Raw genomic sequence first — 206 nt, 5'->3', positions numbered from 1 at the left:
CTCGCTTTCGCTACGCCTCCCCTATTCGGTTAAGCTCGCCACTGAAAATAAGTCGCTGACCCATTATACAAAAGGTACGCAGTCACCCAACAAAGTGGGCTCCCACTGCTTGTACGCATACGGTTTCAGGATCTATTTCACTCCCCTCTCCGGGGTTCTTTTCGCCTTTCCCTCACGGTACTAGTTCACTATCGGTCAGTCAGTAG

1 rRNA gene is annotated in these 206 nt (G+C 51.0%); it reads right to left on the bottom strand.

Features of this window, described 5'->3' with window-relative positions:
- A 23S ribosomal RNA gene (locus tag AO240_RS28185) occupies positions 1–206 on the bottom strand; the annotation flags it as partial.

This window comes from Pseudomonas sp. ICMP 460 (genome assembly GCF_002723595.1).
In the GTDB taxonomy this organism is placed as follows: Bacteria; Pseudomonadota; Gammaproteobacteria; order Pseudomonadales; family Pseudomonadaceae; genus Aquipseudomonas; species Aquipseudomonas kitaguniensis.
The sequence above is the reverse complement of the archived record's forward strand: the minus strand, read 5'-3'. Positions and strand labels throughout refer to the sequence as shown.